This window comes from Kitasatospora sp. MBT63 (genome assembly GCF_000710465.2).
Lineage (GTDB): Bacteria > Actinomycetota > Actinomycetes > Streptomycetales > Streptomycetaceae > Kitasatospora.
Map to the genome: position 1 here is coordinate 3,829 of NZ_JAIZ01000686.1, position 8,294 is coordinate 12,122.

Genomic DNA, 8,294 nt, shown 5'->3' on the forward strand with positions numbered 1-8,294 from the left:
CGTGGAGCCTCCTCGGCCGACCCGGCATGTGCCGGAGTCACGCCGGGCTGACTACCAGTGAACCGCTCACGGTGCGCGCGTAGTTCACCCGTGGGGGTGGCGAAAGGTGGCGTTTTCCGAGCCATGCTCCCCCGGATGGCCGATGGAGCGTTACGTTCGGCATACGGAAAGCAATGAACCGGTCACTTCGGTGGCCGGTATCGAGGCATGGCACAGCGCACCGAGGCACGGCACGAGGCACCGCAAGCACGGCACGTCGAGCACAAGAGCCCGCAACCGTCGGGCACACGATCGGGGCCCCGGCCGGGGCCGGGCGGGATGGGCGTTCGCATGGGAGACAAGCAACCGAACGAGAAGCTCACCTCGTGGTTCACCCGCAGCGGGTGGTCCAAGGGCGAGCTGGCCCGCCAGGTGAACCGCAAGGCGCGGCAGATCGGTGCGCACCACGTCAGCACCGACACCTCCCGGGTGCGCCGCTGGCTGGACGGCGAGCAGCCGCGCGAGCCGATCCCCAAGATCATGTCCGAGCTGTTCTCCGAGCGGTTCGGCTCGGTGGTCTCGGTCGAGGACCTCGGGCTGCGCGCCGCCGTCCCGGTCTCCACCGTCGGCGGCGGGGTCGACCTGCCGTGGAGCGGCGAGCAGACCGTCCAGCTGATCAGCGAGTACTCGCGCAGCGACCTGATGCTCAACCGCCGGGGCTTCCTCGGCACCTCGCTGGCCCTGACGGCCGGCGCCGCGCTGATCGAACCGATGCAGCGCTGGCTCACCCCCGGTCCCGGCGGAGCACCGATGCCCATCCTCACCGCGGCCAACGGCGGCGAGCCGCACACCGGCCGGCTCTCCGAGCCCGAGCTGCAACTGCTCGAGCAGACCACCGAGATGTTCCGCCAGTGGGACGCCCAGAACGGCGGCGGCCTGCGCCGAAAGGCCGTGGTCGGCCAGCTCCACGAGGTCACCGACCTGCTCCAGGAGACCTACCCCGAGCAGACCACCCGGCGGCTGTTCCGGCTCACCGCCGAGCTCGCGCACCTGGCCGGCTGGATGTCGTACGACGTCGGCATGCACCCGAGCGCGCAGAAGTACTACGTGCTCGCGCTGCACGCCGCCAAGGAGGCGGGGGACCGGCCGTTCGGCGCCCTGATCCTCACCGACATGAGCCGCCAGATGATCCACCTCAACCGGGGCGAGGACGCCCTGGAGCTGATCCACCTCGCCCAGTACGGCAGCCGCGACACCGCCGGCCCGCGCCAGCAGGCCCTGCTGTACGCGATGGAGGCCCGCGCCTACGCGACCATCGGCGAGGTCAACCGCTGCGCCCGGGCCGCCCGGCTGGCCGAGGACACCTTCAGCGACTGCCGGCCCGGCGACGACACCCCGGACTGGCTGAAGTTCTTCTCCGAGGCCGAGCTCAACGCGGAGAACGCGCACTCCTTCCGGGACCTGGCCTACCACTCCTCCCGCAGCCCGCTGTACGCCTCGATGGCCTCCCCGGTGATGGAGCGCGCGGTCGACCTGTTCCGGCAGGACGGCGAGCACGTCCGCTCGTACGCCTTCAACCTGGTCGGCATGGCCAGCGTCCACCTGCTGCAGAACGAGCCCGAGCAGGCCGCCGTGATGTGCGGGCAGGCCGTGGACATCGCCAAGAAGGTGCGCTCGGAGCGGCTCAACACCCGGGTGCGCAAGACCTCGGAGGCGGCCACCCGGCAGTACAAGGGCGTCCCTGAGGTCTCCCGGCTGGCCGAGCGGGTGGTCCAGGACATCCCGGAGTTCGCCGCGACCGCGATCTGACCGGCCCACACTCTGACCGACCCACGATCCGGCCGGCCCGCGACCTGACCGACCGCCCGCCCGCCGGATCCGACCGCAGTGCCGCCGCGCCGGCCGTCCCCGCGCGCGATCCGGCGATGGTCCACCGAGGCTCCGACCGTGGAGGCCGCCGAAACTCGCATCCGAACGGGCTCCCCCGCCCCCGCAGCGAGACGGCCTCCACGGTCGGTGACGTTCCCGGCACGTCCGGTGCCGCGCGGCCGCACGGTATCGCAAGATCTGTCATGGCACGGCCGTAGTTCACGTCCTCGTAACGCGCGCGTCAACCACGTCACTGCGGTGAAACACCGAGCCGCATCGGCCGAAACCCGCCTTCGGCACTCTCCTCTTCATCGCCGACACCCCGGGTGGGCACGGGACAGGGATCCCGGGTGTGGAGCGGCTTTCATCCCAGAGGAGACGCCGATGCCGGACGGCTTCAGCGCGGGCGATACCGCCTTTGTGTTCATCTGTGCGGCCCTGGTCATGTTGATGACCCCGGGTCTGGCCTTCTTCTACGGAGGCATGGTCAGGGTCAAGAGCACACTCAACATGCTGGTCATGAGCTTCATCTCGCTCGCGATCGTCAGCGTGCTCTGGGTCCTGTACGGCTACACGCTGGCCTTCGGCCCGGACGCCGGGGCCGGCCTGATCGGTAACCTGGACTTCCTGGGAATGCGCGGGATCGGCCTGAACGACATCACCGGGACCATCCCGGTCACGGCGTTCTCGGCCTTCCAGCTGATGTTCGCGATCATCACCCCGGCGCTGATCAGCGGCGCCGTCGCGGACCGGACCAAGTTCACCGGCTGGGCCCTGTTCGTGGCCCTGTGGGTGACCGTCGTCTACTTCCCGGTCGCGCACTGGGTGTTCTTCTTCGATGGCGGCAACGGCGGCTGGCTCGGCGACCGCAACGGCGTGATCGACTTCGCCGGCGGTACCGCGGTGCACATCAACGCCGGTGTCGCGGGCCTCGCCCTGTGCCTGGTGCTCGGAAAGCGGGTCGGCTTCAAGAAGGACCCGATGCGGCCGCACAGCCTGCCGCTGGTGATGCTCGGCTCCGGCCTGCTCTGGTTCGGCTGGTTCGGCTTCAACGCCGGCTCGGCGCTGGCCGCCAACGGCGTGGCCGGCATGGCCTTCCTGAACACCCAGGTCGCCACCGCCGCCGCCGTGCTCGGCTGGCTCGCCTACGAGAAGATCAAGCACGGCGCGTTCACCACGCTGGGCGCCGCCTCCGGCGCGGTGGCCGGCCTGGTCGCCATCACCCCCGCCTGCGGCTCGGTCTCGCTGCTCGGCGCGATCGCCATCGGCATCGTCGCCGGCGCCGCCTGCGCCGCCGCGATCAGCCTCAAGTACCGCTTCAACTTCGACGACTCGCTCGACGTGGTCGGCGTCCACGCGGTCGGCGGCATCATCGGCTCGCTGGCGATCGGCCTCTTCGCCACCGGCCACGTCGGCCAGAGCGCCCAGGGCCTGTTCTACGGCGGCGGCCTCGGCCAGCTCGGCAAGCAGGCGATGGGTGTCGCCGTGGTCGCGGTCTACTCCTTCGTCCTGTCCTGGCTGCTCGGCCAGGCCATCCACAAGACCATCGGCCTGCGGGTCTCCGAGGACGTCGAGGTGGCCGGCATCGACCAGGCCGAGCACGCCGAGTCCGCCTACGACTTCTCCGCCGTCGGCGCCAGCCTCGGCCGGGCCGTCTCCGCCGCCACCGCCGCCCACACCACCGCCGCCGCCAAGAAGACCGAGGTCGACGCCTGATGAAGCTCATCACCGCAGTCATCAAGCCGCACCGCCTCGACGAGGTGAAGGACGCCCTGCAGGCGTTCGGGGTGCACGGCCTGACCGTCACCGAGGCCAGCGGCTACGGCCGGCAGCGCGGCCACACCGAGGTCTACCGGGGCGCCGAGTACACGGTGGACCTGGTGCCCAAGGTCCGCATCGAGATCCTGGTCGAGGACGACGACGCCGAGCAGCTGATCGACGTCGTGGTCAAGGCGGCCCGCACCGGCAAGATCGGCGACGGCAAGGTCTGGTCCGTCCCGGTCGAGACGGCGGTCCGGGTCCGGACCGGCGAGCGCGGGCCCGACGCGCTCTAGCGGAGCCCGGCGGCTCCCGCCGGACCGGCCCGCGCTGGTCCGACGTGATCTGCCGGCCAGGCCCTACCATTCAGCACAATCGGCCCCAGGCGGACCTGCCCACAGCAGGTCCGCCGCAGGCGTATCCGGCAGCGTCGCCGACGCGTACGCGGGGCACCGTCGCCGAGGCGCGTGAGGCACTGCCGCCGCAGGCGTACCAGGCACCCGCTTGCCACACGGATGGGGACCACGACGTGACCACGACCGACACCCACCCCTCCGGCCCGGCCCGCCCGGGCGACGACCACGGCGCGGACCGCGCCCGGCTGCTCGCCGACCCGGCGCTGTCCGGCGCCGAACGCCGCACCGCGCTGGCCGGGCTGACCGACCGCTGGCTGACCGGCCTGCACCGCAAGGCCGGCGCCCCGCCCGGCACCGCGCTGGTCGCGGTCGGCGGCTACGGCCGCGGCGAACTCTCCCCGCGCAGCGACCTGGACGTCCTGCTGCTGCACGACGGCGCCCTCGACCCCGAACTGCCCGAACGCCTCTGGTACCCGGTCTGGGACTCCGGCGCCGCCCTCGACCACTCGGTCCGCACCCTCGCCGAGGCCCGCGCGGTCGCCGCCGAGGACCTGAAGGCACAGCTGGGCCTGCTCGACGCCCGGCACGTCGCGGGCGACCCGGAGCTGACCGCGGCCCTGCGGTCGGCCGTCCTCGCCGACTGGCGGGCGGCCGCGCCCACCCGCCTGCCGGAACTGCACGAACTCGGCCGCGCCCGGGCCGAGCGGCACGGCGAGCTCTCCTTCCTCCTCGAACCCGACCTCAAGGAGGCCCGCGGCGGCCTGCGCGACGTGGTGGCGCTGCGCGCCATCGCCGCCACCTGGCTGGCGGACGCCCCGCGCGACGGCCTGGAGGCCGCCGCCGCCCGGCTGGCCGACGTCCGCGACGCCCTGCACCTGGTCACCGGCCGGGCCACCGATCGGCTCAGCCTCCAGGACCAGGACCAGGTCGCCGCCCGGCTCGGCGTACTCGACGCGGACACCCTGCTCCGGCAGGTGTACGAGGCCGCCCGCACGATCACCTACGCGGGCGACGTCACCTGGCGCTCGGTCGACCGGATACTGGCCGCCCGCAGCGGCCGGGGCCGCCGGATCGCCCGCTTCGCCTTCCCGTTCGCCGGCGCCGGCCGGACCGGCGGCCAGCCCGCCAGGGGCGCGGTCGAACGCCGGCCGCTCGCCGAGGGCGTGGTGGAGCAGGACGGCGAGGCGGTGCTCGCCCAGGCGGCCCGTCCGGCCCAGGACCCGGTGCTGCCGCTGCGCGCGGCGGCCGCCGCCGCCCAGGCCGGGCTCACCATCTCGTACGCCACCGTGCGGCGGCTGGCCGCCGAGACCAGGCCGCTGCCGGTGCCGTGGCCGGACGAGGCCCGCGAGCAGCTGGTGACCCTGCTCGGCGCCGGGGAGGCCTGTCTGCCGGTCTGGGAGGCGCTGGAGGCGGAGGGCCTGGTCAGCCGGATGCTGCCGGACTGGGAGCGGGTCCGCTGCCGCCCGCAGCGCAACGCGGTCCACCGCTGGACGGTCGACCGGCACCTGATCGAGACGGCGGTCAGGGCCGCCGCGATGACCCGCCGGGTGGCCCGGCCCGACCTGCTGCTGGTCGCCGCGCTGCTGCACGACATCGGCAAGGGCTGGCCGGGCGACCACTCGGAGGCCGGCGAGGTGATCGTGCGCGACGTGGCGGCCCGGATGGGCTTCGACCGGGCGGACACCGAGACGCTGGCCCTGCTGGTCAGGCACCACCTGACCCTGATCGACACGGCGACCCGGCGGGACCCGGACGACCCCGCCACCGTCGACCTGATCACCAAGGTGGTGGGCGGCCTGCCGCAGCTGGAACTGCTGCACGCGCTCACCGAGGCGGACGCCACCGCGACCGGTCCGGCGGCCTGGAGCAGCTGGCGGGCCTCCCTGGTGTCCGGCCTGGTGGCCCGCGCGGCCGCCCAGCTGGCAGGCGACGCCGGCTTCCCGGCCGACGCCGAGCCGACCGCCGACGAGGAGCGCCTCGCCGTCGAGGCCGCCCGCACCGGCGGCCCGGCGCTGGCCCTGCACGCCGAGACCGACCACGAGGCGCCGGCCACCGAACCGATGGGAGTCGAGCTGACCCTCGCCATCCCGGACCGCCCCGGCCTGCTGGGTACCGTCGCCGGGGTGCTCGCCCTGCACCGGCTGCGGGTACGCGCCGCGAGCCTGCGCGAGCTCGACCCGGTCGGCGCCGGGCCGGTGCTGGTGATCTCCTGGACGGTCGCCGCCGAGTACGGCGAGCTGCCCGAGACCGCCCGGCTGCGGGCCGACCTGCGGCGCGCGCTGGAGGGCTCGCTGGACGTGTCCCGCAAGCTGGCCGAGCGGGACGCCGCCGCGCCGCGCCGCCGGGGCATCACCACCCCGCCACCGGTGGTCGCCGTCGCCCCGGGCGCCTCGCGCAGCGCCACCATCCTGGAGGTCCGCGCGCACGACGCCCCCGGGCTGCTGCACCGGATCGGCCGGGCGCTGGACGCGGCGGGCGTGCGGGTGCGGACCGCGCACGTGTCCACCCTGGGCGCGGACGCCGTCGACGCCTTCTACGTCACCGACCCGGCCGGCCGGGCGCTGAGCACCGAGCGGGCCCGCGAGGTGGCCCGGGAGGTGCAGCAGGCACTGGCCTGAGCGGGGACACCTGGGGCGGTGCCCGTGGGCGGGCGGGCCCGGGGACGGACCTGCCGCTGCTGACGGAGGTGCTGGTCAGTGCGGTGCCCGCCGGTCGGGGGACCGCGCGCTGGGACGGGGTGGAGACCGTTCGGCGGGTGGGCGGATACCCTGGGGGCGACGACAGTACCCGTAACCGATGCCGCAAGGGACCCGCGACCGACGTGTTCGACACTCTTTCCGACCGCCTCGCAGCGACGTTCAAGAACCTCCGGGGCAAGGGCCGCCTCAGCGAGGCGGACATCGACGCCACCGCGCGCGAGATCCGGATCGCCCTGCTCGAGGCGGACGTCGCGCTCCCCGTCGTGCGGGCCTTCATCAAGCAGGTCAAGGACCGCGCCCTCGGCTCCGAGGTCTCCGGCGCGCTGAACCCGGCCCAGCAGATCATCAAGATCGTCAACGAGGAGCTCATCAGCATCCTCGGTGGCGAGACCCGCCGCCTGCGGTACGCCAAGACCGGCCCGACCGTGATCATGCTGGCCGGTCTCCAGGGTGCCGGTAAGACCACCCTGGCGGGCAAGCTCGGCCACTGGCTGAAGAGCCAGAAGCACACCCCGCTGCTGGTCGCCTGCGACCTCCAGCGCCCCAACGCCGTCACCCAGCTCGGCGTGGTCGCCGAGCGCGCCGGGGTGGCCTTCTACGGCCCGCAGCCGGGCAACGGCGTCGGCGACCCGGTGCAGGTGGCCCGCGACTCGATCGAGTACGCGAAGCAGAAGCAGTTCGACGTGGTCATCGTCGACACCGCCGGCCGCCTGGGCATCGACGCCGAGCTGATGCAGCAGGCCGCGGACATCCGCGCCGCCGTCGACCCGGACGAGGTCCTGTTCGTCGTCGACGCCATGGTCGGCCAGGACGCGGTCACCACCGCGCAGGCCTTCCTCGAGGGCGTCGACTTCACCGGCGTGGTGCTTTCCAAGCTGGACGGCGACGCCCGCGGTGGCGCCGCGCTCTCGGTGGCCCACGTCACCGGCCGCCAGATCATGTTCGCCTCCAACGGCGAGAAGGTCGACGACTTCGACGCCTTCCACCCGGACCGGATGGCCTCGCGCATCCTCGGCATGGGCGACATGCTCAGCCTGATCGAGAAGGCCGAGCAGACCTTCTCCCAGGCCGAGGCCGAGAAGATGGCCGCCAAGCTGCAGGGCGGCGGCAAGGACTTCACCCTCGACGACTTCCTGGGCCAGCTGGAGCAGGTCCGGAAGATGGGCTCGATCTCCAAGCTGCTCGGCATGCTGCCCGGCATGGGCCAGATCCGGGAGCAGATCAACAACATCGACGACAAGGACGTCGACCGCGTCGGCGCCATCATCAAGTCGATGACCCCGGCCGAGCGGGCTGACCCGAAGATCATCAACGGCTCGCGCCGGGCCCGCATCGCCAAGGGTTCGGGCTCGGGCGTCGGCGAGGTCAACAACCTGGTCGAGCGCTTCTTCGACGCCCGCAAGATGATGTCCGCGATGGCCTCCGGGAAGGGCATCCCCGGCATGCCGGGCATCCCCGGGATGGGCGGCGGTGGCAAGAAGTCCGCCAAGAAGGCCCAGCCCGCCAAGGGCCGCAAGAAGTCCGGCAACCCGCTGAAGCGGGCCCAGGAGGAGGCCGCGGCCGCCGAGCGCCGCGCGCTCGGCCCCGGCGGCGCCCAGCAGGCCCCGGCCCCCGGCGGGGCGTTCGGCCTCGG

Annotated in this window: 5 protein-coding genes; all 5 read left to right on the forward strand. The window is 73.3% G+C overall.

What is annotated here, in order from left to right; genetic code table 11:
* The first annotated feature begins 330 nt into the window (after window positions 1-330).
* Window positions 331-1,788, forward strand: a complete 1,458-nt coding sequence (locus AA75_RS35990; RefSeq protein ID WP_199520496.1) for a hypothetical protein — start codon at window positions 331-333, stop codon at window positions 1,786-1,788.
* A 444-nt stretch (window positions 1,789-2,232) separates the two neighbouring features.
* Window positions 2,233-3,564, forward strand: coding sequence for an ammonium transporter (locus AA75_RS35995; protein WP_033824607.1), 1,332 nt, complete (start codon window positions 2,233-2,235; stop codon window positions 3,562-3,564).
* Window positions 3,564-3,902, forward strand: a complete 339-nt coding sequence (locus AA75_RS36000) for a P-II family nitrogen regulator (RefSeq protein WP_033824608.1) — start codon at window positions 3,564-3,566, stop codon at window positions 3,900-3,902. The genes AA75_RS35995 and AA75_RS36000 overlap by 1 nt, the downstream gene beginning before the upstream one ends.
* 233 nt (window positions 3,903-4,135) lie before the next feature.
* On the forward strand, window positions 4,136-6,580 hold the full coding sequence (locus AA75_RS36005) for a [protein-PII] uridylyltransferase (RefSeq protein ID WP_033824609.1): 2,445 nt from the start codon (window positions 4,136-4,138) through the stop codon (window positions 6,578-6,580).
* Between the two features lie 203 nt (window positions 6,581-6,783).
* Window positions 6,784-8,294: signal recognition particle protein (ffh, locus tag AA75_RS36010; protein WP_033824623.1), on the forward strand; the 1,511-nt coding region annotated here is incomplete at its 3' end.